Source organism: Marinococcus sp. LNHM3E3-2.2 (genome assembly GCF_056034385.1).
Genome location: NZ_JBQLIC010000015.1, coordinates 17,613 through 43,990, shown reverse-complemented (window position 1 = coordinate 43,990; position 26,378 = coordinate 17,613). Strand labels below are relative to the sequence as shown.

29 protein-coding genes and 1 tRNA gene are annotated in these 26,378 nt (G+C 48.3%); 26 read left to right on the top strand and 4 right to left on the bottom strand.

The window, feature by feature from the left end:
* Window positions 1-41: 41 nt before the first annotated feature.
* Complete coding sequence (dat, locus tag ACTRXF_RS14420) at window positions 42-917, bottom strand: D-amino-acid transaminase (RefSeq protein WP_474261833.1); 876 nt, start codon at window positions 915-917, stop codon at window positions 42-44.
* Between the two features lie 235 nt (window positions 918-1,152).
* Between dat and mntR the strand changes: the two genes are divergently transcribed.
* A complete protein-coding gene (gene mntR / locus ACTRXF_RS14415; protein ID WP_474261834.1) occupies window positions 1,153-1,569 on the top strand; it encodes a transcriptional regulator MntR in 417 nt (138 codons plus the stop codon).
* Between the two features lie 19 nt (window positions 1,570-1,588).
* Here the strand turns inward: mntR and ACTRXF_RS14410 are convergent, their stop codons facing one another.
* On the bottom strand, window positions 1,589-1,960 hold the full coding sequence (locus tag ACTRXF_RS14410) for a hypothetical protein (protein WP_022793589.1): 372 nt from the start codon (window positions 1,958-1,960) through the stop codon (window positions 1,589-1,591).
* A 441-nt stretch (window positions 1,961-2,401) separates the two neighbouring features.
* Between ACTRXF_RS14410 and ACTRXF_RS14405 the strand changes: the two genes are divergently transcribed.
* The 22 genes from ACTRXF_RS14405 (at window position 2,402) to ACTRXF_RS14300 (ending at window position 24,043) form a co-directional block, all read left to right on the top strand.
* The gene (locus ACTRXF_RS14405; RefSeq protein WP_474261835.1) at window positions 2,402-3,472 is read left to right on the top strand and encodes a M24 family metallopeptidase; all 1,071 of its coding nucleotides are present in this window, start codon (window positions 2,402-2,404) and stop codon (window positions 3,470-3,472) included.
* A 74-nt stretch (window positions 3,473-3,546) separates the two neighbouring features.
* Window positions 3,547-4,104: an elongation factor P gene (gene efp, locus ACTRXF_RS14400; protein WP_474261836.1), complete on the top strand. Its 558-nt coding sequence runs from the start codon at window positions 3,547-3,549 to the stop codon at window positions 4,102-4,104.
* A gap of 140 nt (window positions 4,105-4,244) precedes the next feature.
* On the top strand, window positions 4,245-4,628 hold the full coding sequence (locus tag ACTRXF_RS14395) for a hypothetical protein (RefSeq protein WP_322525822.1): 384 nt from the start codon (window positions 4,245-4,247) through the stop codon (window positions 4,626-4,628).
* Window positions 4,629-4,658: 30 nt separating this feature from the next.
* The gene (locus ACTRXF_RS14390; protein WP_474261837.1) at window positions 4,659-5,063 is read left to right on the top strand and encodes an Asp23/Gls24 family envelope stress response protein; all 405 of its coding nucleotides are present in this window, start codon (window positions 4,659-4,661) and stop codon (window positions 5,061-5,063) included.
* Window positions 5,064-5,159: 96 nt separating this feature from the next.
* On the top strand, window positions 5,160-5,573 hold the full coding sequence (nusB, locus tag ACTRXF_RS14385) for a transcription antitermination factor NusB (protein ID WP_022793584.1): 414 nt from the start codon (window positions 5,160-5,162) through the stop codon (window positions 5,571-5,573).
* The gene (folD, locus tag ACTRXF_RS14380; protein ID WP_474261838.1) at window positions 5,570-6,430 is read left to right on the top strand and encodes a bifunctional methylenetetrahydrofolate dehydrogenase/methenyltetrahydrofolate cyclohydrolase FolD; all 861 of its coding nucleotides are present in this window, start codon (window positions 5,570-5,572) and stop codon (window positions 6,428-6,430) included. The genes nusB and folD overlap by 4 nt, the downstream gene beginning before the upstream one ends.
* A gap of 4 nt (window positions 6,431-6,434) precedes the next feature.
* Window positions 6,435-7,820, top strand: coding sequence for an exodeoxyribonuclease VII large subunit (gene xseA / locus ACTRXF_RS14375; RefSeq protein ID WP_474261839.1), 1,386 nt, complete (start codon window positions 6,435-6,437; stop codon window positions 7,818-7,820).
* A complete protein-coding gene (gene xseB, locus ACTRXF_RS14370; RefSeq protein ID WP_322525944.1) occupies window positions 7,820-8,056 on the top strand; it encodes an exodeoxyribonuclease VII small subunit in 237 nt (78 codons plus the stop codon). Before xseA ends, xseB begins: the two co-directional genes overlap by 1 nt.
* Window positions 8,053-8,940, top strand: coding sequence for a polyprenyl synthetase family protein (locus ACTRXF_RS14365; protein ID WP_474261840.1), 888 nt, complete (start codon window positions 8,053-8,055; stop codon window positions 8,938-8,940). The genes xseB and ACTRXF_RS14365 overlap by 4 nt, the downstream gene beginning before the upstream one ends.
* A gap of 858 nt (window positions 8,941-9,798) precedes the next feature.
* Window positions 9,799-10,410 (top strand): hypothetical protein, encoded by a 612-nt coding sequence (locus ACTRXF_RS14360; protein ID WP_474261841.1) that lies wholly within the window; start codon window positions 9,799-9,801, stop codon window positions 10,408-10,410.
* A 10-nt stretch (window positions 10,411-10,420) separates the two neighbouring features.
* Window positions 10,421-12,319, top strand: a complete 1,899-nt coding sequence (gene dxs / locus ACTRXF_RS14355) for a 1-deoxy-D-xylulose-5-phosphate synthase (protein ID WP_474261842.1) — start codon at window positions 10,421-10,423, stop codon at window positions 12,317-12,319.
* Window positions 12,316-13,143 carry a TlyA family RNA methyltransferase gene (locus ACTRXF_RS14350; protein ID WP_474261843.1) on the top strand — a complete coding sequence of 276 codons (828 nt, stop codon included), beginning with the start codon at window positions 12,316-12,318 and terminating at the stop codon, window positions 13,141-13,143. The genes dxs and ACTRXF_RS14350 overlap by 4 nt, the downstream gene beginning before the upstream one ends.
* A gap of 143 nt (window positions 13,144-13,286) precedes the next feature.
* Window positions 13,287-13,736, top strand: coding sequence for a transcriptional regulator AhrC/ArgR (ahrC, locus tag ACTRXF_RS14345; protein WP_079476774.1), 450 nt, complete (start codon window positions 13,287-13,289; stop codon window positions 13,734-13,736).
* 25 nt (window positions 13,737-13,761) lie between these two features.
* Window positions 13,762-15,486 carry a DNA repair protein RecN gene (gene recN / locus ACTRXF_RS14340; RefSeq protein WP_474261844.1) on the top strand — a complete coding sequence of 575 codons (1,725 nt, stop codon included), beginning with the start codon at window positions 13,762-13,764 and terminating at the stop codon, window positions 15,484-15,486.
* A 132-nt stretch (window positions 15,487-15,618) separates the two neighbouring features.
* The gene (spo0A, locus tag ACTRXF_RS14335; RefSeq protein ID WP_474261845.1) at window positions 15,619-16,389 is read left to right on the top strand and encodes a sporulation transcription factor Spo0A; all 771 of its coding nucleotides are present in this window, start codon (window positions 15,619-15,621) and stop codon (window positions 16,387-16,389) included.
* A gap of 31 nt (window positions 16,390-16,420) precedes the next feature.
* Window positions 16,421-17,521 (top strand): Leu/Phe/Val dehydrogenase, encoded by a 1,101-nt coding sequence (locus ACTRXF_RS14330; protein ID WP_474261846.1) that lies wholly within the window; start codon window positions 16,421-16,423, stop codon window positions 17,519-17,521.
* A gap of 204 nt (window positions 17,522-17,725) precedes the next feature.
* Window positions 17,726-19,141, top strand: a complete 1,416-nt coding sequence (lpdA, locus tag ACTRXF_RS14325) for a dihydrolipoyl dehydrogenase (protein ID WP_474261847.1) — start codon at window positions 17,726-17,728, stop codon at window positions 19,139-19,141.
* A 20-nt stretch (window positions 19,142-19,161) separates the two neighbouring features.
* Window positions 19,162-20,169: a thiamine pyrophosphate-dependent dehydrogenase E1 component subunit alpha gene (locus ACTRXF_RS14320; RefSeq protein ID WP_474279607.1), complete on the top strand. Its 1,008-nt coding sequence runs from the start codon at window positions 19,162-19,164 to the stop codon at window positions 20,167-20,169.
* A gap of 1 nt (window position 20,170) precedes the next feature.
* Entirely contained in the window at window positions 20,171-21,154 is a 984-nt protein-coding gene (locus ACTRXF_RS14315; protein ID WP_474261849.1) for an alpha-ketoacid dehydrogenase subunit beta, read from the top strand.
* A gap of 13 nt (window positions 21,155-21,167) precedes the next feature.
* On the top strand, window positions 21,168-22,418 hold the full coding sequence (locus ACTRXF_RS14310) for a dihydrolipoamide acetyltransferase family protein (RefSeq protein WP_474279605.1): 1,251 nt from the start codon (window positions 21,168-21,170) through the stop codon (window positions 22,416-22,418).
* A 129-nt stretch (window positions 22,419-22,547) separates the two neighbouring features.
* Window positions 22,548-23,534 (top strand): metal ABC transporter solute-binding protein, Zn/Mn family, encoded by a 987-nt coding sequence (locus ACTRXF_RS14305; protein ID WP_474279603.1) that lies wholly within the window; start codon window positions 22,548-22,550, stop codon window positions 23,532-23,534.
* Window positions 23,535-23,614: 80 nt separating this feature from the next.
* A complete protein-coding gene (locus ACTRXF_RS14300) occupies window positions 23,615-24,043 on the top strand; it encodes a BrxA/BrxB family bacilliredoxin (RefSeq protein ID WP_022793566.1) in 429 nt (142 codons plus the stop codon).
* Between the two features lie 68 nt (window positions 24,044-24,111).
* Here ACTRXF_RS14300 and ACTRXF_RS14295 read toward each other — a convergent pair whose 3' ends face one another.
* Complete coding sequence (locus ACTRXF_RS14295; RefSeq protein ID WP_474261852.1) at window positions 24,112-24,348, bottom strand: hypothetical protein; 237 nt, start codon at window positions 24,346-24,348, stop codon at window positions 24,112-24,114.
* 169 nt (window positions 24,349-24,517) lie between these two features.
* Here ACTRXF_RS14295 and ACTRXF_RS14290 point away from each other — a divergent pair, with 169 nt between their 5' ends.
* From ACTRXF_RS14290 to ACTRXF_RS14280, 3 genes are all read left to right on the top strand, one after another.
* Window positions 24,518-24,880 (top strand): hypothetical protein, encoded by a 363-nt coding sequence (locus ACTRXF_RS14290; RefSeq protein WP_474279601.1) that lies wholly within the window; start codon window positions 24,518-24,520, stop codon window positions 24,878-24,880.
* A gap of 73 nt (window positions 24,881-24,953) precedes the next feature.
* A tRNA-Arg gene (locus tag ACTRXF_RS14285) sits at window positions 24,954-25,028 on the top strand.
* 170 nt (window positions 25,029-25,198) lie between these two features.
* Window positions 25,199-26,215, top strand: coding sequence for an aromatic acid exporter family protein (locus tag ACTRXF_RS14280; RefSeq protein WP_462867683.1), 1,017 nt, complete (start codon window positions 25,199-25,201; stop codon window positions 26,213-26,215).
* Window positions 26,216-26,286: 71 nt separating this feature from the next.
* Here ACTRXF_RS14280 and prli42 read toward each other — a convergent pair whose 3' ends face one another.
* The gene (gene prli42 / locus ACTRXF_RS14275; RefSeq protein ID WP_156847924.1) at window positions 26,287-26,367 is read right to left on the bottom strand and encodes a stressosome-associated protein Prli42; all 81 of its coding nucleotides are present in this window, start codon (window positions 26,365-26,367) and stop codon (window positions 26,287-26,289) included.
* Window positions 26,368-26,378: the final 11 nt, after the last annotated feature.

Below are 26,378 nucleotides of genomic sequence, written 5' to 3'. Positions count from 1 at the left end.
CCGCTCCGGAGCGGTCTTTTGTTGATTACGCATATAAATACTCAGTTATAGGTGACAAGCGGCTGGGTATCCCCCGCTTCGAATAGTTCTACCTCCCGGCGGAATTCTCCAAGCAGCTCTCTCGTTACGGGAGAGTCTCCGTATCCGGCTTCAAATGAGCCCTGAATGGATCGCACAGGCACAATTTCAATCGAAGTGCTCGTCATAAACATTTCGTCAGCCTCCTGGGCCTCCCCGATAGTAAACGGACGTTGTTCAACGGGAATATTCAGCTGCTTTGCAAGCTGAAGTACATAGCGTTTAGTGATACCTTCGAGAATATAATTGCTCTGCGGATGGGTAATAATCGTTTCATCTTTAACAATAAAGGCGTTAGTGGAAGAGCCTTCCGTAATAACGTCTCCGCGGTGCTGGAGGGCCTCTGCGCAGTGGTGGTCCTCTGCGGCCCGTTTGGCAAGGACGTTTCCGAGCAGGTTAATGGTCTTTATGTCACAGCGAAGCCAGCGGATGTCTTCAGTGGCGTACACATCAATACCGTCGGACTGCTTAGCAAACGGCACCTCGGCCGCTTTTGTAAAACCGGTTAGTACAGGGGCATTGCCGCGTTCATACAAATGATCCCGGGCCTGGATTCCTCTGGTCAGCTGAAAGTAAATATAGCCCGTGGTAAGCCCGTTTTTATCAATCAACCGGCGGAGAAGCGATTTCATAGTATCGGGGGAATAGGGAACTGCCAGGTCAAGTTTAGAGGCACTGTCCTGAAAACGCTCAAGATGACCTTCCTGGAGGAATAATTTCCCGTTATATACCCGGATTACTTCATAAATACCGTCGCCGAAATAATAGCCGCGGTCGTCAAATGAAATAGCGGCTTCCTCTTTTGGGATGATGGATTCGTTATACATCACATAGCTCATGAATGCTGCCTCCTTCAATACTTTATATTGTACAAGATTGCAGATGCGAAAAAAAGAAAAGCCCTTCAAAAGGGAAAGAATTATTCAGAAAACAAAAAAGTTTCTTAGGGGCAATTTTGAAATATGGGTTAATAATAAGAAAAAGAAGGTTTGTTTTTTAGAAATAGTTTCGTTAAAATGAAGAAAGCCAATTTTTTTGTGTGACGGTTTTTATCATATTTATTGGAGGGTCTCGATGCCGACTCCTAGTATGGAAGATTATTTAGAGCGGATCTATCAACTGATTGAATCAAAAGGTTATGCGCGTGTCTCAGACATTGCAGAGACGCTGGAAGTGCATCCTTCCTCGGTAACAAAAATGGTCCAAAAACTCGATAAGATGGAATATCTGATTTATGAACGGTATCGGGGACTTGTGCTGACTTCAAAAGGAAATAAAATAGGGAAGCGTCTGGTTTACAGGCATGAGCTGCTTGAGAAGTTTTTACATATTATCGGTGTGGAAGAGGACAAAATATATGCCGATGTGGAAGGAATTGAACATCATCTCAGCTGGGATGCGATTGACCGTATTGGAGATGTTCTTCAGTATTTTGAAGAGGATGATGAACGTGTGCAGGCGCTGAGCGACATTCAGCGTTCGTATGAATAAAAAAGATCAGGCGTTTATTTTACGCCCGATCTTTTTTTCGGTTTTTGTTTCCCTGAATTACTTTCAGGTTTGCATCGTTTCGTCGTTTACTGGAGTTTTTAGCGGATTTTTTCTTCTGCTGCTTCTGGGCCTGTTTGAAATTTTTCGCCTGATTTCCTTTCGCTGCCCCAGGCCGTCCCGAAGCAGCATTAGAGCCGGCTTGGTATTGGTTCATCATCGCGCGCTTCATGATAACTTTTGTGAAAAGGAAATATAATCCAACAGCGATAGCTGCACCAATAACAAGATAGAGAAGCAGACCAAGCGGGTCTGTTACGAGCCGGTAACCCACCCCTAAAATGGCAAGTCCCAGCACAACAGTGGCAATGGGATTTTTCAGCGCTTGCTGCATGGAACACACCTCTCGTTTCGTTAAAATTTTCATGCGTTATCAGCGGGCAGGGACAGTTATATCGAAAATTAATCAAATAGTATAGTACATTAAATAGTAAAAATCAGAGATACCCTGATATCCTTCTTGCTAAATCAAACAGCTTCCTTGAGAAGATTTACTTCCATACCCGCTGGGTGAGGCGGTGAAACTTTCTGCAGAGGCATAAGGAGGTAGGGGGGATAGAGTGTTAATAGAAATAGTACTTAAATTTTACAATAAAGATTTGAAATGCGCTACTTTTAAACATTCTCTCACAGTAATATTAATATTCCCATATTCTAACGAAAATACACGTGATATATAAATGAATCTCTCCACCCTCCTAATGCCTGTTTCCCTTCCGGGCGTTGTGTTACGATAAACAGGGAAGCAAAGTTAATCGAAAAAGAGGTGTCGGTAATGCACGAAATCACAGCACGTATTCGGGAAGACCTTGAACATAAAAAGCTCGACGCTCTAGTGATACAAAGCCCTTATAATCGCCGTTATGTGAGTGGTTTTACCGGTTCGGCCGGTACGCTGGTTATCACAAAAAAATCGGCCCGGCTGATTACGGATTTTCGTTATGTGGAGCAGGCTAACGATGAAGCCCTTGATTTCGAGGTGGTGGAGCAGAAAGGCTCGGCATGGGATATGGTCGAAGAGATCGCCCAGAGTGAAGAAGTGACCTCCATCGGATTTGAAAAGCAGCATGTAACCTATGCACAGTTTGAAGATATGAGAGAAAAATTAAGCGGATCCCTTTCTCCGGTATCGGGAATCGTGGAAAAGCAGCGGGCGTACAAATCTAAAGAAGAAGTGGAAAAGCTGCAGACAGCGGTCAATATTGCTGAGGATGCGTTTGAACACATTAAATCGATCATTGCCCCGAACATGACCGAGCTTGATGTAAGTAACGAGCTGGAATTTTACATGAGAAAAAACGGGGCAGCGGGATCTTCATTTGATATTATCGTTGCTTCAGGCTGGAGAGGCGCTCTTCCTCACGGTATCGCTTCCGATAAAGTGATAGAGGATGGGGAGCTGGTGACGCTTGATTTTGGGGCTTATGTGGACGGATACTGCTCGGACATTACAAGAACCCTCGCTGTCGGTGAACCCAATGACGACCTGAAAAAAATATATCAAACCGTATATGAAGCCCAGGTGAAGGCCGTGGAGCAGATTGGGCCGGGAATGACCGGAAAAGAAGCAGATGCGATCGCGCGGGAGCATATTAATAAAGAAGGTTTCGGCGAGCGCTTCGGCCACAGTCTCGGGCATGGACTCGGTATGGAAGTGCATGAACAGCCGGGCGTTTCCCCGAAAAGCGATGTGCAGCTCGAGCCGGGCATGGTGATTACCATTGAACCGGGGATTTATGTACCGGAGCTTGGCGGCGTTCGAATAGAAGACGACGTTCTTATTACCGAAACAGGCATCCGGAAGCTCAGCTACTCCGCAAAAGAGCTGACGATTGTCGGCAATTAACCGGGAGCGCGTATAAAAAAACGCACAGCTGTGATATAGTAATAATCGATCAATTGAAGAGTGGAGGAACGTTTATGGTTTCAGTTAATGATTTTAAAACAGGACTCACCATCGAAACAGACGGCGATATCTGGACAGTGGTCGAATTCCAGCACGTAAAGCCTGGAAAAGGGGCAGCATTTGTCCGCTCCAAACTCCGCAGTCTGCGTACGGGTAACATTCAGGAAAAAACTTTCCGCGCGGGTGAAAAAGTGAATAATGCCCACATCGAACGCCGGAAAATGCAGTATTTGTATGCGAGCGGTGATGTGCATACATTTATGGATATGGAGACGTTTGACCAAATGGAATTGACGAGCGATCAGCTGAAGTATGAATTAAACTTTCTGAAAGAAAACATGGAAGTGTCCATCACCAGTTATGGGACTGAAACACTTGGTGTTGAAGTGCCTAACACGGTAGAGCTTGAAGTCAAAGAAACAGACCCAAGTATTAAAGGTAACACTCAGTCCGGAGGATCCAAGCCGGCAGTGGTAGAAACCGGCTATCGTCTGCAGGTCCCTATTTTCATTGAAGAAGGCGAGCGGATCGTGGTCGATACAAGGACCGGCTCATACGCCTCCCGTGCCTAAAAACTAACGGCCTGCCATTGGGGAGGCCGTTTTTTCTTGAACAAATAAACGCAGGTGGCTCCGGACCGGTGAAATTGCAGAATCACCGTGATATAATGGAATGGAATTTTGAGCGGTAATACGGAAAGAGAGGCTATTATATGGAATGGAATGATTTAACGGAAGGCGCAAAAGCGGTACTTGAACAGACCCGCAATATGAAAAGCGACCAAATACAGATCGTGGAATTTGAAATAGGGTTTGAGCACCAGTACGGAGAACCCGGCCATGAATATACGGTATCGATTCAGGAAGAAGATTACCAAAGCATTAAACAGTTTGCTGAAGAAAATGAGTACGGAGAAAAATATCATATGGCCCGGAATAAGGATATTGTCAAATTGATTCTGCTTGAAAAAGGAAAAATCCCTGATAATCTTTCTGAATATCCCGTATTCCGCCAATATAAATACGAATATGTACAAAAGCAGAAAGAAGCGGAAGAAAAAGAAAGAGCAGAAGCAGAGGCGGAGCAGGACGAATAAAATCATGCTGCATAGAAAGCGGGGAGCGCTGTGAGCGAATACACGCTGCTTACGATAGGCGAAGAAAAAGAAAGCCTGGGAAATATTGAGATCGCCCGGGACGTGATTGAAGTAGTGGCAAGCATTGCCGCGCTCGAAGTCGAAGGGGTATACGACCTGCAGGGCAGCATCGCAGATGATGTAGCAGAGCGTCTCGGCCGGAAATCATACGGCAAAGGTGTGAAGATAGACTTGACTGAAAGCGGGGCGGTGGTAACGATCAGCATGCTGATTCATTACGGAAGCTCTGTGCCCGTTACGGCTAAGCAGGTACAGGAAAACATTCAGCAGACCGTACGGGGCATGACAGATATTCACATCGATGCGGTGAACGTACACATTATCGGCCTGCAGTTCCCTGAAGAAGAGCAGCCGTTACAGGAACAGGAAAAATGAACAGGGGGGCTCTCCCGCAACCGTTTTTCGGGGCAGCCGTCCTTCTTTCATTTACGAATACGGCTCCGGGTACATAGGAGAAAAGGAGAACACGAAATGAATCGACGTTTAGCCAGGCTTCGGTCCGTACAGGCACTGTACCAGATGGATATTACAGATGTTGATGCAGACCAGGCAATAAAAAATTCCATGCTCGAGGATGAAGAAGCAGATGAATTTCTGATTTCTGCGGTGCATGGCGTATGGGAACACCTAGTAGAAATTGATGAACGGCTCGTAGATCAGCTTGAACACTGGACTCTTGAACGGGTTGGGAACGTGGACCGGGCTATTTTAAGAGAGTGCGTTCATGAGATGTTATATGTACCTGATATTCCACTGCATGTCAGCGTCAATGAAGCCATTGAACTGGCCAAAGCATTCGGTGGTGTAGAGGCAGGGAAATTTGTCAACGGCGTGTTGTCGAATATTTTAAGCGATTGTGAGCGTGAAGGGAGAGAGAGCGAATGAGTGCCCAACTGATCAGCGGCAAAGAAGTAGCAGCTTCATTGCGTGAAGAAATCAAGCAGGAGGTCGCCTCCTGGAATAACGGAGAGCAAATACCGGGCCTTGCCGTGGTTTTAGTAGGAGATAATCCGGCTTCGAGGTCGTACGTCAAAGGAAAGCAGAAGGCGTCTAAAGAAGTCGGTATCCATTCAGAATTAAAAGAACTGCCGGAATCGGTTACTGAAGAAGAACTTTTGCAGATTGTAAAGGATTATAACGACAATGAAGATATCCACGGAATTTTGGTGCAGCTGCCGCTGCCGGATCACATTTCGGATAAAAAAGTAATTGAAACCATTTCGCCTGATAAAGATGTAGATGGGTTTCATCCCATTAACATCGGCCGGATGATGACCGGCCAGGAGGCGTTTCTTCCCTGTACTCCATACGGCATTATTAAAATGCTTGAATACACCGGGGTTTCAATTGAAGGCAAACACGCTGTCGTTCTCGGACGAAGCAATATCGTCGGTAAACCGATGGGTCAGCTGCTTTTAAATAAAAATGCTACGGTTACTCACTGCCACTCACGCACGAAAGACCTGGAGTCCTACATGCAGTCGGCAGATATTTTGATTGCGGCCATCGGCCGGCAGGAATTCGTTAAAGGAAAAGATGTTAAACCGGGAGCTGTCGTGATAGACGTCGGGATGAACCGCAAGGAGGACGGTAAGCTTTGCGGAGACGTTGATTTTAAAGAAGTGAGCGAGAAAGCCTCATACCTCACGCCGGTACCGGGAGGCGTCGGTCCGATGACGATTACGATGCTCCTCTACAACACACTGCAATCTGCTAAACGTTTTCACCGGCAGGAGGCATAAGGCCATGCAGTCACCTGCAGATAAATGGCTCTCCGTTTCCCAGCTGACGGGTGCGATCAAGCGTTCTATCGAACAGAATCCGGGGCTGCAGAAAGTATGGCTCCGCGGAGAAATCTCAAACTTTAAAAAGCACAGCAGGGGTCACATGTATTTCACCCTGAAGGACGAGCAGGCGAGAATATCGGCGGTTATGTTTGCCGGAAAAAACAAAAATCTTTCTTTTATTCCGGAAAACGGCATGAAGGTTCTCGTAACAGGCAGCGTCTCTGTGTATGAGCCTTTCGGGCAGTACCAGATGTATGTGAACGCGATGGAGCCGGATGGGATCGGACAGCTGTACGTGCGCTTTGAACAGCTGAAAAAACAGCTGGAGGCCGAAGGGCTGTTTGCACCGGAGAATAAGCGTTCTCTCCCGCCCATCCCAAGGCATATTGTCGTAATTACGTCGCCGACCGGTGCAGCCATACGGGATATTGTATCCACCCTGAAGCGACGTTTTCCCCCGGTGAAAATCACATTGTTCCCTGTGCTGGTGCAGGGGGAACAGGCGCCGGGGTCGATCACCCGGGCTCTTGAGAGAGTCGAAAAAATGACCAGCGCAGATGTAGTCATCGTTGGACGCGGAGGCGGCTCTATCGAAGACCTGTGGGCGTTTAATGAAGAAGTGGTGGCACGAGCCATCCGGAACGTAAGCGTGCCGGTGATTTCCGCTGTGGGACACGAAACAGATGTTACGATTGCCGACTTTACTGCGGATGTGCGGGCAGCGACGCCAACAGCGGCTGCTGAGATAGCTGTCCCGATGATCAGTGAACTCGAAGAAAAAGTCCGGCAGCTGCAGAATCGCCTGCACCGGCAGATGAATTATAAAATACAGGAGCAGCGCACCCGGCTTGCCAAGCTCCGTCGCTCGTATGCATTTAAATACCCGGCCCGCCTGTTTGAGCAAAAAGAACAGGATCTTGACCGGATGATGGAAAGGCTTGAAAAGCAGGCGCTGCAGACGATAAAAACAAGCAGGCAGAAGCTTGAAGAAACAGAAAAGCGGCTTATGCGCCAGCACCCCGAGCGCTTAATCGAACTTGAACGCGAGCGGATGCACGAAAAGCGGGCCCGGCTGCAAAAAGCGATGAATCAGCAGGTGGAGCGGAAAAAAGCCACTTTTGCAAAATCACTGCAGGCGCTTGAGCTGCTCAATCCGCTGGCTATTTTACAGCGCGGCTACAATGTTGCTTACGACGAAAATGATAAGGTGCTGTCTTCGATTGCCCAGGCAGAAGAAGGAAGCAGCCTGCGGATGTATATGACGGATGGGTATCTGCAATGTGAAGTTAAAGAAAAAGGGGAAGATGGCTTTGAGGCACTTTCCCGTCCGGAAAAGGAGCGGTAATCTTGGCAGAACAAGAACAAACTTTTGAACAGGCGATGGAAAAGCTCGAGCAGATCGTAGAACGGCTCGAGGAAGGCGAAGTGCCTCTGGAAAAAGCGATCACGATGTATCAGGAGGGCATGACGCTTTCCAACACGTGTCATGAAAAGCTGCAGAAGGTTGAAAAGCAGATGGACGAAATTGTGGATGAGAACGGAGAGGTAACACCGCTTGAAAACGAGGAACCGGGCGAATGAGTGCAGACCTCCAGCATTTTTTCGATACATACCGGCCGTCTGTCGACCGGGCTCTGACTGACCGGGTACGTGCATTAAAAACGCCGGAGACGCTGAAAGAAGCGATGCTTTATTCTCTCGAAGCAGGAGGGAAACGCGTGCGTCCGCTGCTTTCACTGGCTGTGCTGCAATGCTACCGCCCGGTGGAAGAAGAGGATCTTCCGGCCGCGTCTGCCGTGGAGCTGATTCATACGTATTCGCTCGTCCATGATGATCTGCCGTCGATGGACGATGATGACTGGCGCCGGGGACAGCCGACGAATCATAAAAAATTCGGGGAAGCCGCTGCCATTTTAGCAGGGGATGCTCTGCAGACGACAGCCTTTTCCTGGATTGTGGAAGCCGGCCGGCCGGCTTCTGCCGCTGCCAGACTGCAGCTGGTACAGGAGCTGGCTGAGGCCTCCGGAAGCGAAGGCATGGTTGGCGGTCAGATGGCCGACCTCGAAGGGGAAAGGCAGTCTCTCACCCTGGAGGAGCTCGAATACATTCATCATCATAAAACGGGAGATCTGTTGACCTACGCAGCAGTTTCCGGATCGCTGATAGCAGAAGCTGCAGACGAAGATGTGGAAAACTGGCGTGCATTTGGCCGGGAACTCGGTCTCGTTTTTCAAATTAAGGATGACATTCTGGATGTAGAGGGCTCTCTCGAGGAAATGGGAAAGTCCTCCGGAAGCGATGAAACGAAAGAAAAAAGCACGTATCCAAAGCTGCTGACGCTTGAAGGGGCAAAAGAGAAACTCGCCCATCATATTGAACAGGCGGAAAAGCTGCTCGGGCGCATGACGGTAGACACGTCCCTTTTAACAGCATTTCTCCAATATGTTGGTCAGCGTAATCACTAAAGCAGAACGAATTAGTTTTCAGGACAGAAAAACCATGCTAAAATAATTTTGAAAAGTTGAATGGTGCAGTATCCTAGTCGGTTCTCCATTTTCGAAGGCGGGCCTAAAAATCCGCTGAAGGGCACATCGATGAAGTTCCTGGCGTCGGCTTGCGGCGCCCAGCCCTGGGTCGGTGCTGGGAGTTAAGGCGTAAGGGCGATCCACAATGGCATGTGGGCGCGAACCCTTTCGCCGTGGAGGCTGCGGTTATGCATCCGGGTCATCCTGGAAGACGGATACCGTCCCGGACGCATGCCGCGGTAAGACCTGTTGCAAGGGCCAAGGGAAGGCCTTTCGACAGCGTAGCCTGCCTTGAGTGGAACAGTGGGGAGGTCGTTCAATTGGTATCATACCGGTCGGCCAACTGGTATGGGACCCAACAACTGAAACTTGTTCTGCAAAAGAGGATAAGAAAGTGGCACGGAACTGCCGGGGAAAACCCCTAGGCTGTTTGACGCACGTCCGGAGTGGATTGCAGTGTGGTCTGAGTGGTAATTCAGTCGAACTGCCGGTGACGGCGTTCACCAGGCATTAAAGGGAAACCACCGATTCGGCGACGAATTGGCTGCCTGGTGGGAAATCCTACTGGACCTAAGCCACAAGGTTTACGCTCCGGGCGACCATTCAACTTTATACATAAGTAGTTGAAGAAGCGCTGACAGGCGCTTTTTTCTTTTACGTGAGTGTTTGAGGGGAAAGCAGAGAAAAGCTTAAATGTATGTTATTTAGGGTATAAACAATCAGGCCAGAGCACAAAATGATATTAAAAGAATGAGATGTACGTTATGATAAAAACAAAGAATTTGGTGATAAGTGAAGATGAATAGTTTATGGAAAAAATCACTCCGGTGGAGTACGTTAATTGGGTTTGTTACCCTGATACTTGCAGCAATCTTCTCGGTAGTCTCGACAGCAGTGCTTTCGGGGGTTGGCTGGGCGATTGGCATGGTAGTCGTGCTGATCATCGTATTTACCGGTGTCATCTTTGATGTGATCGGTGTAGCTGCCACCGCGGCAAAGCCGAGACCATTCAATGCAATGGCCGCTAAAAAAGTTCCCGGGGCCTCCCACAGTGTTTTTATTCAGCGGAACGCCGACCGGGTTGCGAACTTTTGTGCCGACGTGATCGGCGATATCAGCGGGGTTGTAAGCGGGACGGCCAGCTCGGCAGTTGTTGTGCAGCTTGGTATGACCATTGGCACAAATAACAGCTCCAACGGCCAGCTGGTTCTAAGTACTATATTCACCGCTGTCGTGGCAGCGCTCACAGTCAGCGGGAAAGCACTTGGGAAAACACTAGCGATTACGTATGCGAATAATATTGTTTTTCAGGTCGGAAGAGTCTTGTATTTTATTGAAAATAAGTTAAAAATTAAGCTGATTCCAAAGAAAAGAAGATGGAAGTCATCAACAGAAAAACATAGCAGGTAGGGGGATTTAAATGAACTTGGAAACGATCCAAGACCCTGGATTCATGAAGGAATACAATGATAAAGAGCTAAAAGCACTCGGGGAAGACATACGGGCTTTTCTAATTGAAAAATTATCCGTTACGGGCGGCCATCTCGGTCCCAATCTCGGAGTAGTGGAATTAACGCTCACCCTGCACCAGCTGTACAACACGCCAAAAGACAAACTCATCTGGGACGTCGGGCACCAGTCCTACGTGCACAAAATTTTAACTGGACGCGCGGATCGCTTTGATTCGCTGCGCCAGTACCAGGGGCTTTGCGGCTTCCCTAAACGCTCAGAAAGTGAACATGACGTATGGGAGACAGGCCACAGCTCGACGTCGCTGTCTGCGGCAGAGGGAATGGCGCTTGCGAATCAGCTGAAGGGCGAAGATGCCAAAGTAGCAGCTATTATTGGTGATGGAGCCCTTACTGGCGGTATGGCTCTCGAAGCACTTAACCATATCGGGCATGAACAGACGGACGTTACTATTATTCTGAACGACAATGAGATGTCGATTTCTCCGAACGTAGGGGCACTCCACAGTATGCTCGGCCGTATTCGGACAGCCGGTACTTACCGCAGAACGAAAGAAGACGTCGACCATATGCTGCGCAGAATTCCTGCGTTCGGGTCGAAGCTTGCTTCCTATGCCGACCGGATGAAAGACAGCATGAAGCAGATGGTTCTGTCCGGCATGTTTTTTGAAGAGCTTGGATTTACGTATCTCGGTCCAGTGGATGGTCACGATCTCGATGACCTGCACGCTAACATTAAATATGCCAGAGACACTAACGGACCGGTGATTGTGCATGTCCTCTCCAAAAAAGGCAAAGGCTACACCCCGGCGGAGGAGGATGCCAAAGGAACGTGGCACGGTCTTGGGCCATATAAAATTGAATCCGGTGAAGTAATTAAAAAACCGGCAGCCGCGCCTGCCTACAGTGCCGTATTCAGCAATACCCTGCAAAAAATAGCAGAACAGGATTCGCGTCTGGTGGCCATAACAGCGGCTATGGCCGGCGGTACGAAGCTCGACACGTTTGCGGACAAATTCCCGGATCGCATGTTTGACGTAGGCATCGCCGAACAGCACGCTACGACGATGTCTGGAGCGCTTGCCACGCAGGGAATGAAGCCGGTGTTCGGCGTGTACTCCACGTTTTTGCAGCGGGGCTACGACCAGCTTGTTCATGACGTCTGCCGCCAGAATCTGAATGTGCTCTTTGGCATTGACCGTGCAGGACTGGTCGGCGCTGATGGAGAGACGCACCAGGGCGTGTTTGATATTGCATACCTGCGGCATTTACCGAATATGAAAATATTGATGCCGAAGGATGAAAATGAACTGCAGCATATGCTGTACTCGGCTTTCCATAATGACGATGGCCCGACAGCTGTCCGCTATCCGCGTGGTAACGGCCTCGGAGTGGAGATGGATGAAGAGTTTCAAATGATTCCTTATGGCAAATGGGAAATCGTCCGTGAAGGGACGGACTGTACGATCCTCTCGTTTGGAACAATGCTTCCAATCGTAGAGGAGGCAGCTGCTTTGTTAAGCAGTCAGGGCACAGATGTCCGTATCGTTAATGCCCGTTCAGCCAAGCCGCTTGATGATGAAATGCTCGAAGAATTAGCTGAAGAAGGTAAGCCGGTGCTGACAGTCGAAGAAGCAGCACTGAAGGGCAGCTTCGGAAGTGCCGTGCTTGAATATATGGCCGACCATGAGCATGACTCGCTTCCAATCCGCCGGATGGGCATTGCCGACTACTATGTAGAGCATGGCAGTGTGCCGGAGCTTTATGAAGAACTGGGCCTCACGCCAGAGAAAGTAGCGGAAAAAGTGGCGGCGATGACCAGTAAAGAAAGAACAAATATCCGCGGATGAATAAAGAACGCATTGATACGCTGGTAGTGCAGAAGGGACTATTTGATTCCCGGGAAAAAGCTAAACGGGCAATTATGGCAGGTCTTGTACTGGCAGATGATGAAGTGGTGGACAAGCCCGGCGCAAAAATAAGTGATGAGGCAGCTTTACGCCTGAAGGGAAAGCAGATGCCCTACGTCAGCCGGGGCGGATTAAAGCTGGAAAAAGCTATTGAGTCTTTTCAGCTGGAGCTGCAGGACGCTGTGGTGCTCGATGTCGGAGCTTCTACCGGGGGCTTCACCGACTGCGCGCTGCAAAACGGGGCTTCTATGGTATATGCGTTGGATGTCGGCTACAATCAGCTCGCCTGGAAGCTTCGCCAGGACCCCCGGGTAGAGGTGATGGAAAGAGTGAATTTCAGGTACCTGGATAAAAGTCAGCTGACGCGCGGGCTTCCCGGGCTGCTGATCGCTGACGTCTCCTTTATCTCTCTGGAAAAGCTTTTCCCGGTGATGCCGCAGGTGCTGGCCGCAGGTGCCGGCTTTTGCGTACTCATCAAGCCGCAGTTTGAAGCGGGACGGGAAAAGGTTGGCAGAAAAGGCATTGTCAGGGACCCCGCGGTGCACAGGGAAGTACTGAAAAAAACAATTCAGTCAGCCGAAAGCTATAACTTAGTGCCGGAAGCGCTCGATTTTTCACCGATTACCGGGGGAGACGGCAATATTGAATACCTGCTGTATGGTTCGGTATTAAGCGATAAGCCGTCTCCTCTTAGTGAAGAGCAAATAGAAGCTGTAGTTCGTGATGCACATGAATCATTCAAGAAAAAACTGGAACCTTCGTAAACGCCGATACCCTTCGGCTTTTTTTTTGTTTAACTCATGGTTTTGAAAGAATTTTTAAATCATGGCATGCTATTTACTCATAAACTTGTATAATTATAATGAAATAGTTATGATGAAAGTAGTTTTGCACGGGAGGTTTCGGGATGAATAAGGGACAAAGACATATAAAAATCAGGGAATTGATTTCAAATACAGACATAGAAACGCAGGATGATTTAGTAGCGAGACTCCGGGGGGACGGCTACAACGTAACCCAGGCGACGGTGTCACGGGATATTAAAGAGCTTCACCTTGTGAAGGTGCCGATGATTGATGGCAGATACAAGTACAGCCTGCCTGCCGATCAGCGCTTCAACCCTATGCAGAAATTAAAACGGGCACTCGTGGACAGCTTTGTCGGCATTGATCATTCGGAGAATTTAATTGTCATGAAAACACTGCCGGGCAACGCCAATGCTGTAGGTGCACTCATTGATAATCTGGACTGGGAAAATATTATGGGAACCATTTGCGGGGATGACACGATTCTCATTATATGCAAGCAGAAGGAAAATTCGCCGGAGATTGTAAACCGATTTTTAGAAATGCTTTAACGCTAATTGGAAATGGGGTACAGAAATGCTTGAAGAAATTTCCATCAAGAATTTTGCCATTATCGAGGAGTTAACCGTTTCATTTGAAAATGGATTAACAGTATTAAGCGGTGAAACGGGTGCCGGAAAATCCATCATCATTGATGCGATCGGCCTGCTTATCGGTGGAAGGGGATCGGCTGAATATGTACGCCACGGAGAAAAACGGGCAGAAATGGAAGGGCTGTTCCGCCTGGAGGATAACCACCCCGCAGTTGAAAAATTAGAGGCCGCAGGCATTGATATTGAAGATGATATGGTCGTTTTGCGCCGGGATATTACGCATCAGGGCAAGAGCATCTGCCGCATCAATGGTAAATTGGTGACGCTTGCTGTATTGAGGGAAACAGGCCACAGCCTCGTAGATATCCATGGCCAGCACGAACATCAGGATCTGATGCATGCTGAACGTCATCAGCAGATGCTTGACCGGTTCGGGAAAACGGAGCTTGAAGAAGCGCTTGAAGACTATCAAAAACGCTACTACCGTTTTGGACAGCTGCAGGCCAAATTAAAGCAGCTGAAGGAAAGTGACCAGGAAACAGCAAACCGGCTGGATTTTATTCAATACCAGCTTCAGGAAATTGAGGCCGCCGGCCTTCAGCCTGGTGAAGATGAAGATCTGGAAAAAGAACGTCACATTCTGGCCAACAGCGAAAAACTGTTTGAGGCGATCCGGGGAGCCTATGATCACCTGTACGGTGAAGGGAAAGCCCTCGACTGGGCAGGTATGGCCGTATCGAGCGTGGAAGAAGCCGCAGAAATCGATACAGATCTCGGAGAGCTTTCCGAATCAATCAGCTCGGCTTATTACATGATGGAAGAGGCAACGTTTACGCTTCGGGACAAAGCTGATTCCATGGCGTTTGACCCTGAGAGGTTAAACGAAGTGGAAAACCGGCTCGATGAGTTGAATAAGCTGAAAAGAAAATACGGAGATTCCGTTGAAGAAATTTTAGTGTATGCCTCCAAAATCGAAGAGGAAATCGATTCACTCGCCAATAAAGAAGAGCGAATCGCCGAATATGAGCAGGCGCTTTCCCAGGCAGCCGAAGAGCTGATTGCCGAAGCAAAAACATTAACCGATCTTCGCCGCCAGGCGGGTCATTCGCTTGCCGGCAGTGTGCAGCAGGAGCTTCAGGCACTATACATGGAGAAGGCTACAATGGAAGTGCAGATTTCACCTCTCAGCCGGGGGAAAACCTATCAGACGCCGGAGGGGGAAACGTGGGTATTTAATGAAAAGGGAGCAGACAAGATTGAGTTCCTTATTTCAGCCAATGCGGGTGAGCCGTTAAAGCCGCTCGCAAAAGTAGCTTCCGGCGGGGAGATTTCCAGGATCATGCTGGCATTGAAAACGATCCTTTCCGGCTTCCAGCACGTTACTTCCCTGATTTTTGACGAGGTTGATACGGGTGTAAGCGGCCGGGTTGCCCAGGCGATTGCGGAAAAAATCCATCTGGTTTCCAGAGGCTCCCAGGTACTTTGCATCACCCATCTGCCACAGGTAGCTGCAATGGCAGACAGCCATTTGTATATTCAAAAAGAAGAAAAAGAAGAAAGAGTCCAAACGATCGTTACACCGTTAACGTCAGATTATAAAATCGATGAAATCGCCCGGATGATTTCGGGAGTCGAAGTGACGGCACTGACAAGAGAAAATGCGACTGAACTGCTGGAAATGGCTGAAAAAGCTAAAAGCAATGTGTAGCCCCAATAGAATGTGTCCGCCTGAAAAAGACAACTGCTGAAGTTGTCTTTTTCTATGCGACACGCTATGGTAAAATAATGTCGAAAGGAAAATGGAACGTGGCAGAGCCTGCGGCAAAAGGAGCGGAAAGAAATGATACGGGTCGTAGTGGCCGACGATAACAAAGAACTCGTCGAAGTATTAATTGAACATATAGAAGAACAGGAAGACATGGAAATAGCAGGGACGGCCCATAACGGGGAAGAGGCGCTCGAGGTAGTGGAACAAAAACGGCCGGAGGTCTTACTCCTTGATATTATTATGCCGCATCGGGACGGGCTTTCTGTATTAACGGCATTAAAAAATAAACATACTGTTAACACGAAAGTTATTATGTTAACTGCATTCGGTCAGGAGGATGTAACAAAAAAAGCGGTGGAGCTCGGGGCTGCCTATTACGTTTTAAAGCCATTTGATATGGAAGCACTGATGGCAAATATCCGGGATGTGCATAGAGAAAGCCTGAATTCCCAGGTGCTGATTGAGGATATGCCGGAAAAATCTTCTGGCCGTCGGTCGGTGGAAGAACGTATTAAGGATATTATTCAATATGTTGGTATTCCCTCCCATATTAAAGGCTATGTATATATGCAGGAAGCAGTGAAACTTGTGGTGGATGATATGCAGATGATTAACGCGGTCACCAAACAGCTGTATCCTGAAATTGCCCGGAAATTTCAGACGACGCCAAGCCGGGTCGAACGGGCGTTAAGACATGCCATTGTTGTTGCATGGGACCGCGGCCATACGCAGGCAATATCCGATCTGTTCGGCTGGAGCCAGGACGGTGCCTTGCCCTACAAGCCTTCAAACAGTGAATTTATCGCAGTAGTAGCCGATCGGCTTCGCACAGAGCAGATATAAATGTGAATTTACAAAAAAAGGAGAACGAAAAATGGAATTGTTTGAACGTATGGAGCTGCACGATTATGAGCAGGTAGTTGTCTGCCAGGACCGGAATTCAGGATTAAAGGCAATTATTGCGATACATGATACGACCCTCGGCCCGGCTTTAGGTGGCACAAGGATGTGGACGTATGAGAATGAAGAAGCAGCGTTTGAGGACGTGCTGCGTCTCGCCAAAGGGATGACGTACAAAAATGCAGCAGCCGGGTTGAATCTTGGCGGAGGAAAAGCTGTGATTATAGGAGATGCCCGCGCAGATAAGAATGAAGAGATGTTTCGTGCATTCGGTCGTTATATTGAAGGTCTTGCCGGTCGCTACATTACGGCAGAGGATGTCGGTACGACAGAGCATGATATGGATATTATCCACGAAGAAACGAACTTTGTGACCGGAATTTCCCTTTCTTCTGCTTCTGGTTCGAGCGGGAATCCTTCACCGGTCACCGCACGGGGTGTGTATCAGGGCATGAAAGCAGCGGCGAAGGAAGCCTTCGATACCGACAGCCTTGCCGGCCGAACGATAGCAGTTCAGGGCGTGGGGCACGTATCATTTGAAATGTGCAGATTTCTTCATGAAGAAGGAGCCTCATTAATTGTAACGGATATCCGGGAAGCTTCAGTGGAGAGTGCTGTTCACACCTACGGAGCAACAGCAGTGGCGCCGGAAGAAATTTACGATGTTCCATGCGATATTTTCAGCCCGTGTGCGCTGGGAGGCGGATTGAATGAACGCACCATTCCCCGTCTTCAGGCAAAAGTTGTAGCAGGAGCAGCGAACAATCAGCTGCAGACGGAAGAGGACGGCATCCGTTTAGAGGATCGTGGCATCGTTTATGCCCCGGATTACATTATCAATGCAGGCGGCGTAATTAACATCGCCGACGAGCTCTACGGGTACGACCGCGAGAGAGCTATGAAGAAAGTTGACGGTATTTACGATAATATTGTTCGAGTGTTTGAAATTGCGGGACGCGACGGAATCCCATCGTTCCAGGCCGCCAATCGGCTGGCCGAAGAGCGCATTGAATCCATCAAGCGTTCAAGGAAACAGTTTCTGCCCCACTCGCGGCACATTTTAACGAACCGGTAAAGCAGCCTGAGCGCTGCTTTTTTTATTTTAGCACCAGGGTCTGTTTTACGGCTGATCAAAAGGATGTGCTATAATAATCTCCAAATGCCAAAACTTCTCTTCACCAGATCTATTTTCGTGCTATGATGAAACGGAAAAATCCATTAAAATAAAGTAGAGATAAATGAATAAAATCCTGGGTGAAAGCCCGCAGGAGGAATTTTTATGGCTAAAGAATATGACCTGGTCATATTAGGAGCTGGTACCGGCGGATATGTGGCCGCTGTGCATGCAGCAAAAAGAGGATTATCGACGGCGGTAGTAGAAGCCCGGGACATCGGAGGCACCTGCCTGCACCGTGGATGCATACCAAGTAAATCGTACTTAAAAAGCGCAGAAGTATATAAAATGATGCAGGAAAGTCTGGACTACGGCGTAGAAGCAGACAATGTGAGCCTGCAGTTCGGAAAGGTACGCGAAAAAAAGAACCAGACGGTACAACAATTACATAAAGGAGTCCAGCATCTGCTCTCTAGGCACCAGGTGGATGTATATTACGGACACGGGCGCATACTCGGGGCTTCCATATTTTCTCCAACGGCAAGCACCATTTCAGTGGAGACAGAAACAGAAGGAGAAAATATTATGCTGCAGCCCAAACAGATTATGCTCGCCACAGGCTCCCGTCCGGCGACGGTGCCAGGACTCGATATTGATGGCGAATACATTTTGTCCTCCGAGGAATTGCTCGAAGCAGAAAAGCTTCCTTCGTCAATCGTTATTGTCGGAGGAGGAGTTATTGGCGTGGAATGGGCTTCAATGCTTCAGGATTTCGGCGTAGAGGTACAGATGGTGGAACTCGGCGATCGCCTGCTTCCGATGATGGACGAGGCCGTGTCAAAAGAGGCGGAAAAACGCTTGAAGAAAAAAGGGGTCCGTGTTTATACAAATACACAGCTCGACCCTTCGTCTCTTACGAAAAACGGAGAAATAGCGGCCCGTACAGCAACCGGAGAGGCACTGGCGGCTGAGAAGATGCTCGTCGCTGTCGGAAGAAACGGCAACACGGGAGATCTGGGGCTCCACAATACAGAAGTCGAAGTACAGAACAGCTTCATCCAGACGTCCGACATGTACCAGACGAAGGAATCGCATATGTACGCTATCGGCGACGTTATCGGCGGCATGCAGCTCGCTCACGTGGCCTCACGGGAAGGCATCATTGCTGTAGAGCATATGCTCGGAAATCACCCTGAGCCCCTTAACTATAAGCACGTTCCTTCCTGTGTCTACTCGGATCCTGAAATGGCTTCCGTAGGCTGGACAGAGCGTGAAGCCGAAGATGCCGGGCTGGATATTAAAACAAGCACCGTTCCTTTTCAGGCGATAGGCAAGGCGCTAATAGAAAGTGATCCGGAAGGATTTATGAAAATGATTGTAGATAAAGACACTGAAGACGTGCTCGGCGTTCATATTGTTGGAAAAAAAGCGACCGAATTGATCAATGAAGGAGCACTTGCAGTCTATATGAATGCTGCACACCTTGAAATACAGGGAGCCGTGCATGCGCATCCGACATTGGCGGAAATTTATGCTGAAGGTGCCCTGGCTGTAGACGGAAAAGCTATTCACCACGGGTGAAATAACGAGGAGGAACGAAAATGATTCAGGAATACAGTACTCACCGGGAAGTAGGCTTAAGCGACGAAGAAGCGCTCACAATGTATGAAATTATGCTGCAGGCGAGACGTCTTGATGAACGGATGTGGCTGCTGAACCGTGCCGGCAAAATTTCTTTTGTTGTCTCCTGCCAGGGCCAGGAAGCGGCGCAGGCGGCTGCAGCTATGGCACTTGACCGTGATAAGGACTACCTGCTCCCGTATTACCGTGATTTTGGTCTCGTCATGGCATTTGGAATGACTGCAAAGGACTTGATGCTGGCAGCTTTTGCTAAACAGGGAGATCCCAACTCTGAATCCAGGCAGATGCCGGGCCATTTCGGCCAGCGGAAAAACCGTATTGTGACCCAGTCCTCTCCGGTAACTACTCAGATTCCACATGCTGCCGGGTTCGGACTGGCAGCTAAAATGAAAAACAAGGATTTTGTTACGATGGTCACGTTTGGCGAAGGCTCCTCCAACCAGGGAGATTTTCATGAAGGTATGAATTTTGCTGGCGTTCATGATCTTCCGGTCGTGTTTTTCTGTGAAAACAATAAATACGCTATTAGCGTGCCACTCAGTAAACAGCTCGCCTGCGAGCATGTTGCTGACCGTGCAAAGGGCTACGGCATGCCGGGAGTAACCGTGGAGGGCACGCGTCCGTTTGAGGTGTATAAGGCAATGAAAGAAGCGGTGGACCGTGCGCGGGACGGTAAAGGTCCGAGCCTTGTGGAAGCGCTTGTGGCAAGACTCACACCTCATTCAAGCGATGATAACGACAAACTGTACCGTAGTGTCGAAGAAATGGATGAGGAAAAGCAGACCGATGCAGTTGTAGCTTTTGCCGATTACCTGCGGACAGAAGGGATACTTACCGAAGACAAAGAGCAGGCGATGGAGCAGCGGATTCGCGAGGAAGTGGATGCCGCCACGGATGCCGCTGAAGCAGCAGAATACCCGGCTGTCGAGACGCTTGGGCAGTATGTTTACGAGGAAGAAGGGAACTAATATGGCAGTCATGTCTTATATTCAGGCAATCAATACAGCGATGAAAGAAGAAATGGCGCGTGATGAAAATGTGTTCGTACTGGGCGAGGATGTCGGTCTGAAGGGCGGGGTCTTCCGTGCCACCGAAGAACTGCACAGCACCTACGGAGACCAGCGCGTCATCGACACTCCGCTCTCCGAATCAGCGATCGCAGGAGTGGGCATAGGAGCTGCGATGTACGGCCTCCGCCCGGTAGCGGAGATGCAGTTTGCAGACTTTATTATGCCGGCAGTCAACCAGATTGTGTCCGAAGCAGCGAAAATCCGGTACCGTTCCAACAATGACTGGTACTGCCCGATTACGATCCGGGCACCGTTTGGCGGCGGAGTGCACGGCGCCCTATATCATTCCCAGTCAGTAGAGGCGCTGTTTGCAAACACGCCGGGACTGAAAGTCGTGATTCCGTCCACCCCTTATGACGCGAAAGGGCTGTTGAAGGCTTCGATCCGGGATAACGACCCGGTGCTGTTTTTTGAGCATAAGCGTGCGTACCGGATGCTTAAAGACGAGGTACCGGAAGAAGACTACACGGTGCCAATCGGAAAAGCGGCGGTCAAACGGGAAGGCACTGATGTCACCGTGATTACATACGGACTGTGTGTGCATCTGGCCAATCAGGCCGCCGATACACTTGCCGCAGAAGGCATTGATGTGCATTTGGTGGATCTGAGAACCGTCTATCCAGTCGACCAGGAAGCAGTCAAAGAAGCCGCAGCTAAAACAGGAAAGGTGCTGCTTGTCACCGAGGATAACCTCGAAGGAAGCATCATGAGTGAAGTGTCGGCCATCATTTCCGAACACAATTTATTTGATCTCGATGCCCCGGTCCGGAGACTGGCTGCTCCCGATGTTCCGGCCATGCCTTACGCTCCGACACTTGAAAAAGAATTTTTAATGAACACGGATAAAATCACGACAGCGATACGAGATTTGGCGGAATTTTAGGAGGGTATCAAGGATGCGCAAAGAAGTAACCATGCCGCAGCTCGGGGAAAGTGTCACCGAAGGCACGCTATCCCAGTGGCTTGTAAAACCGGGCGATAAAGTAAAAAAATATGACCCCATCGCAGAAGTACTTTCGGATAAAGTGAGTGCAGAGATCCCGAGCTCTTATACAGGCGAAATCAGCGAACTCGTCGCTGAAGAAAACGAAACAGTGGCTGTGGGCACGCTCATATGCTACGTGGAAACAGAAGAAGCACAGCCGGCCGCGGCAGAAGAAACTGAGAAGCCTTCTGCAAAAACGGAACAAACGGCTCCGGCACAACAAACAGCCGGGGAGGACGAGAAGTCGATGAAAAAAAGGTATTCGCCGGTGGTATGGCGTCTCGCCCAGGAGAACGGTCTGGAGCTTGAAGAGATTGAAGGCTCCGGTAGACAGGGGCGCATTACAAAAAAAGATGTTGAAAAAGCGATCCGGGAAGGAGCAGAAAAAACCAAACAGGAAGAAGCTGCACCTTCGCCATTTCCAATCTATTCAACAAAGCCTTCTGAAAATCAGGAGGAGCGTGAAGGCGACACTATTATTCCGGTAACCGGAGCAAGAAAAGCCATTGCAGACAACATGGTGAAAAGCAAGCAGGAAATTCCACACGCCTGGACAATGATTGAAGTAGACGTGACGGATTTGGTAGCGTACCGGAACAGTGTGAAGGACGAGTTTAAACAAAAAGAAGGCTTTTCGCTGACGTATCTGCCGTTTTTTATGAAGGCTGTGTCCGAATCCCTGCAGCTGTTTCCGAGTCTTAATTCCACCTGGGACGGGGACCGGATTATTCAGCGCAAGGAAGTGAATCTGTCGATGGCTGTGGCCAGCGAGGAAGCTCTTTATGTCCCGGTCATCAAACGGGCAGACGAAAAAAACATCCGAGGTCTCGCCCGGGATATGCAGTCTCTGGCCACTAAAGTCCGCCAGGGGACCATTAAGGCAGAAGAAATGAGAAGCGGGACGTTCACGGTGAACAACACTGGTTCATTCGGCTCGGTGCAGTCCATGCCGATTATTAATCACCCGCAGGCAGCCATTCTTTCTGTGGAATCGATCGTAAAACGACCGGTTGTCATGCAGGGGGATATGATAGCGATACGCTACATGGTTAACCTGTGTCTTTCCCTGGATCACCGGATTTTGGACGGCCTGCTGTGCGGACGGTTTTTAGCTGATTTAAAGCAGCGGCTTGAAAATTATAAAGGCACCGAAAACATTTAAGAGAGGTTCCCCGAGGGAGCCCCTCTTTTTTGGGCATAAAAAAGAATCGTTCTTATTTACAAACGGACTCCTCTGCGCTAAAATCAATGTACATACAAAACGTAATCATTACGATAAAGAGGTGCAATGATGAAAAAACTATTTGTTTTAGGGGCAGCTGGGGCAGCCTTTATTTCTTTAAGCGCATGTGGTTCAGCAGATACTCAGGAAGAACAGGGAACAGAAGGTGAGGAAAAGCTCGAAGTGTACACCACACTTTTTGCCTGGGAAGACTTCACAAAACAGATCGGCGGCGATCATGTGAATGTAGAAAACGTCGTACCTGCAGGGTCGGATGCGCATACATATGACCCAACGCCGCAGACACTAACAAACATTGCGGAGGGAGATATGTTTGTTATGACTGGAAACGGGATGGAAGGGTTTGCCGACGAAGTGGAGAGTACTATTGGTAATCAGGATGTACAGATAGCCAGGGTGGCAGAGGCGGCCGGCGAGGAGGAAGCCCATGATCATGAGGAGGGCGAATCTGAAGAAGAACACGCTGAGCATGCTGAAGAAAGCCACAGCGGGGAAGAGCACGACCACAGCGGTACGGACCCTCACGTATGGATCGACCCGGTTCAGGCGAAAGAAGCAGCCGGCGTGATTAAAGACCAGCTGGTAGAGGCGGATCCAGATAATGAGCAGGCCTATGAAAGTAATTATGAGGAACTGTCGGCGGAGCTCGATGAATTAGATGAGCGGTTCCAGACTCTTGTGAATGAAAGCAGTAAAAATCAATTTATTGTTTCCCATGCAGCATATGGGTACTGGGAAGAACGATACGGATTGGAAGAAATTGCTGTTAACGGCGTAAACGCCCAGAGTGAACCTTCCACGCAGGAAATTAACAATATCATCGACACAGCAGAAAAAAATGACCTGAACGCCATTATGGTGGAGGAAAACATCCCTTCTGACACCACAGATGTTCTTCAGGAAGAAATCGGAGCAGAAGTGTATACGCTGAATAATCTCGAATCAGCCAGCGATGAAGAGATTGCTGATGGCGCGAGCTACGTATCATTAATGAATCAAAATATCGATAACCTTGAAAAAGCATTGAACGAATAACTTTTCAAGCTTCTCACTTGTGATTTCCTGTTCTTATCCGCTACAATATAGGTATTCGGTGAAGGAAAGGAAGGATTTTAATGAATTTTGATTTTTACGTTAATGATATAGTACAAGCTTCCCGGGATGAAATCGAAGAAGCGGGCTACCAGTCTCTTCGTACCCCGGAAGAAGTTGATGAAGTGTTGAACAAGGAAGGCACGACACTTGTTATGGTAAACTCCGTGTGCGGCTGTGCTGGAGGCATTGCCCGTCCGGCAGCAGCTTACATGACAAATTATGATACGAAGCCGGACCGGCTTGTGACCGTGTTCGCAGGTCAGGATAAAGAAGCGACCGAGCAGGCCCGTTCTTACTTTACAGGATTCCCGCCGTCGTCCCCATCGTTTGGGCTCTTAAAAGACGGAGAATTGGTGCGCATGGTTGAGCGTCATGAAATTGAAGGCCACGAGCCGATTCAGGTTGTTCAAAAACTCGAAGAAGCTTTCGATCAATACTGCACAAAATAAAAAGTGCCCTCCGGGGGCGCTTTTTTTTGTAAAAAAAAGCTCCTTCCTAAAGAAGGAGCCTGTAGAATTTATTTTTCCAAATGATAGATGTTGCCGTCCTGCTCTACAGTAGTATCAACATCCGGAAATACAATTTCGCTTGTTTTCGGCTCGAATTCCTGGGAAGTTTCAAAACCAACCCGATAGTCATTACTTTTTGTTGAAGGGCCTTCCTCTTTTGTCACACTGTACCATAGTGTTTTGCCATTAGAAGCGATTGTTGTCTGCGGTTCTCCTACGTTAGCTTTAAATGTTACTTCTGCCATATGCTATCCCTCTTTCTTCGTGTAAGATCTATTAAGGATTCTTCCCTCTGGAGCTTTTGATTTAAACGTCAATTGCAAAAATAAGAAATGGCAGGGAAGTGCCTTGACGCTCAGCTTTATATTCGTGGTATACTGTTTCGGAATACATAAATGAAAAGGGCGGAGACAAATGATTCAGACGCATTATGAAAAAATTCAGGAATACTTAAACATGAATGAAGAGATTTCGTACGAAGAGTTCCGTGATTACTACCAAAACGTCATCGATGAACTTGATGCAAACGCATCCGGCTATGAAGAAGATCAGGTGTGGAAGGCCTTGTTTATTACCGAGAGCATCATGTCCAATGCGGAAGACCGCCAGAAGCGGACGAAAAAAAAGCAGGAGTCCAAGAAGTTCGGAAAGATGCAGGAACGTTCCAGAGTGTATTCCCAGCATTTTACTAAAAGACTTCAGGAAGCAGGGTACAGTGAAGAGGATATCAACGAACAGTTTGAAAAAATGCTCGAAGGCTCTCCCGGGGAAGTGTAATTAAAAAATGGGTTGACTTTCATATTCGTTCATTGGTATAGTATTCATTGTCTTGTTAAAACATATGACAAAAGCGCCTATGGTGAAAGGGATATCACTCGAGATTCCGGTTCTCGCATTCCAGGTTCGAGTCCTGGTAGGCGCACCAATGAATAAATGTGTAAGCAAAGGAGCTATTCCTTTGCTTTTTTATTTGTTTTTAGGCTGGTACGAATGCAGAAGAGGGCGCTGCCGGGATGAAAGGCGCCAGTCAGTTTCCCTCTGCCTGTGTTTACGATATAATATAAGAACGAATGAATAAACTGAGAGGTTTTTTAGATGGGGAGATTCCGAATTGGATATCGGACGCTGAAAACAGCAGTAGGCACGGCTATATCCGTATACATTGCCCAGCTGCTGCAGCTGGATTATTACATATCAGCAGGTGTCATTACCATTCTTTGTATTACAACGACTAAAAGGGGCTCTCTGACTGTCAGCATTGAACGACTCGTTTCCTGTGTGATTGGGCTTGGGGTCGCTAGTGTATTCTTTGAACTGATAGGCTATAATCCGGTGGCCATCGCTGCACTCTTTCTCATCAGTATTCCACTCAGCGTAGCAGCAAACGCTGCCCGGGGTATCGTCACAAGCAGTGTTATCGTCCTGCACCTTTATACAGAAGAACAGGTAAGCGCAGGTATCTGGATGAACGAGCTCGCGATTATTTTTATCGGCATTGGGGTAGCTTTAATTATGAACCTTTATATGCCGAGCAGTGAAAAAAGTCTGGCCCAGGACCAATTAAGCCTTGAAGACGCTTTTCGCAAAATTTGGGAGGAATACGCAAACTACCTTCGTTTTGGAGATAATATCTGGGACGGGGCAGAATTTTCGGATGCAGCGAAGATTATTGATGAAGCTAAAGGAAAAGCCCTGAGAGATATAGACAACCACTTCCTCCGGGATGACGACTACTTTTATCACTATTTCCGTATGAGGGAAAAACAGTTCTCGGTACTCGAGAGTATCCTGCCGTTTATTTCTTCGATTGATCAGTCAGTGCCTCAGGGCCATAAAATGGCTGATTATATGGATGAATTAAGCGACGCTGTTTCCCCGGGTAATACTGCCGGCTATTTTTTATACCGTCTTGACGAAATGAAGTATGAAATTCAGCAGATGGAGCTGCCTAAAACAAGGCATGAATTCGAAATACGTTCCTCTCTGTTTTATATTTTGTATGAAATTGAAGAATACCTGCTCATTAAAAAAATGTTTAAGCCCGATCCGAAGCGTACGCATACAATATCGGGCAAACGATTAAACAGACAGATGGCACGCAGAAACAAATAAAAAGCAGAACAAGTAGGTATGAAAACCCGCAAGTTCTGCTTTATCCGATACATACAAGGATTGACGTTTATTTAAAACATCACCGCTCCGCCCATTAACAGGCTGCTGCCGACAAGCGCAAAGATCATAATGTAAATAATGACTTTCTGCATTCTAACCCCCG

Coding starts and splice junctions, on each gene's coding strand:
- ACTRXF_RS14295 (WP_474261852.1), bottom strand. CDS start 24,348: ATGGCAGAAGTAACATTTAAAGCTAACGTAGGAGAACCGCAGACAACA.
- ACTRXF_RS14315 (WP_474261849.1), top strand. CDS start 20,171: ATGGCAGTCATGTCTTATATTCAGGCAATCAATACAGCGATGAAAGAA.
- ACTRXF_RS14365 (WP_474261840.1), top strand. CDS start 8,053: ATGAGTGCAGACCTCCAGCATTTTTTCGATACATACCGGCCGTCTGTC.
- ACTRXF_RS14280 (WP_462867683.1), top strand. CDS start 25,199: ATGGGGAGATTCCGAATTGGATATCGGACGCTGAAAACAGCAGTAGGC.
- ACTRXF_RS14330 (WP_474261846.1), top strand. CDS start 16,421: ATGGAATTGTTTGAACGTATGGAGCTGCACGATTATGAGCAGGTAGTT.
- dxs (WP_474261842.1), top strand. CDS start 10,421: ATGAACTTGGAAACGATCCAAGACCCTGGATTCATGAAGGAATACAAT.
- xseA (WP_474261839.1), top strand. CDS start 6,435: ATGCAGTCACCTGCAGATAAATGGCTCTCCGTTTCCCAGCTGACGGGT.
- ACTRXF_RS14360 (WP_474261841.1), top strand. CDS start 9,799: ATGAATAGTTTATGGAAAAAATCACTCCGGTGGAGTACGTTAATTGGG.
- nusB (WP_022793584.1), top strand. CDS start 5,160: ATGAATCGACGTTTAGCCAGGCTTCGGTCCGTACAGGCACTGTACCAG.
- dat (WP_474261833.1), bottom strand. CDS start 917: ATGAGCTATGTGATGTATAACGAATCCATCATCCCAAAAGAGGAAGCC.
- ACTRXF_RS14405 (WP_474261835.1), top strand. CDS start 2,402: ATGCACGAAATCACAGCACGTATTCGGGAAGACCTTGAACATAAAAAG.
- lpdA (WP_474261847.1), top strand. CDS start 17,726: ATGGCTAAAGAATATGACCTGGTCATATTAGGAGCTGGTACCGGCGGA.
- efp (WP_474261836.1), top strand. CDS start 3,547: ATGGTTTCAGTTAATGATTTTAAAACAGGACTCACCATCGAAACAGAC.
- ACTRXF_RS14305 (WP_474279603.1), top strand. CDS start 22,548: ATGAAAAAACTATTTGTTTTAGGGGCAGCTGGGGCAGCCTTTATTTCT.
- ACTRXF_RS14395 (WP_322525822.1), top strand. CDS start 4,245: ATGGAATGGAATGATTTAACGGAAGGCGCAAAAGCGGTACTTGAACAG.
- ACTRXF_RS14310 (WP_474279605.1), top strand. CDS start 21,168: ATGCGCAAAGAAGTAACCATGCCGCAGCTCGGGGAAAGTGTCACCGAA.
- ACTRXF_RS14320 (WP_474279607.1), top strand. CDS start 19,162: ATGATTCAGGAATACAGTACTCACCGGGAAGTAGGCTTAAGCGACGAA.
- ACTRXF_RS14300 (WP_022793566.1), top strand. CDS start 23,615: ATGAATTTTGATTTTTACGTTAATGATATAGTACAAGCTTCCCGGGAT.
- folD (WP_474261838.1), top strand. CDS start 5,570: ATGAGTGCCCAACTGATCAGCGGCAAAGAAGTAGCAGCTTCATTGCGT.
- recN (WP_474261844.1), top strand. CDS start 13,762: ATGCTTGAAGAAATTTCCATCAAGAATTTTGCCATTATCGAGGAGTTA.
- ACTRXF_RS14350 (WP_474261843.1), top strand. CDS start 12,316: ATGAATAAAGAACGCATTGATACGCTGGTAGTGCAGAAGGGACTATTT.
- mntR (WP_474261834.1), top strand. CDS start 1,153: ATGCCGACTCCTAGTATGGAAGATTATTTAGAGCGGATCTATCAACTG.
- spo0A (WP_474261845.1), top strand. CDS start 15,619: ATGATACGGGTCGTAGTGGCCGACGATAACAAAGAACTCGTCGAAGTA.
- ACTRXF_RS14290 (WP_474279601.1), top strand. CDS start 24,518: ATGATTCAGACGCATTATGAAAAAATTCAGGAATACTTAAACATGAAT.
- ACTRXF_RS14410 (WP_022793589.1), bottom strand. CDS start 1,960: ATGCAGCAAGCGCTGAAAAATCCCATTGCCACTGTTGTGCTGGGACTT.
- ahrC (WP_079476774.1), top strand. CDS start 13,287: ATGAATAAGGGACAAAGACATATAAAAATCAGGGAATTGATTTCAAAT.
- prli42 (WP_156847924.1), bottom strand. CDS start 26,367: ATGCAGAAAGTCATTATTTACATTATGATCTTTGCGCTTGTCGGCAGC.